A 396-nucleotide genomic window follows, 5' to 3' on the forward strand; every position below is an offset into this window, starting at 1 on the left:
ACCGACACCGCCCTGACCGGCATCAACACCCTCCGCAACCACCCACCCCACACCACAAACAGCACAGAGAACCCCACAAACACAGACACAGACAGCGGCCGGACCCCCGCCACCCAGAACCCGGCCAGCGCCCGCACCACCCACAACAGCCCCAGCAGCCCCAACAGCCCCAACAGCCCCAACAGCCAGAGTCCGAACACTCAGAACCAGGACCACAACACCAACCCCGAGGACAACCCCTACCTCGACGGCTTCACCGACGAACTCAACACCCGCCCCGCCACCCCGTCAGACGCCCCGGACACCGCCAACAGCGGCGCCACCTCCCCACCCGACCTCTACGACACTCCACCCGCCACACCCCGAACAGCGCCCTCCCCCCTCCAAGGCCCCCTC

The 396-nt window shown here is 67.9% G+C and carries 1 protein-coding gene; it reads left to right on the plus strand.

What is annotated here, in order from left to right; genetic code table 11:
- Window positions 1-396: hypothetical protein (locus ACFHWE_RS23740; RefSeq protein ID WP_416604103.1), on the plus strand; the 396-nt coding region annotated here is incomplete at both ends.

The organism is Nocardiopsis sp. LOL_012, assembly GCF_048060475.1.
Lineage (GTDB): Bacteria > Actinomycetota > Actinomycetes > Streptosporangiales > Streptosporangiaceae > Nocardiopsis.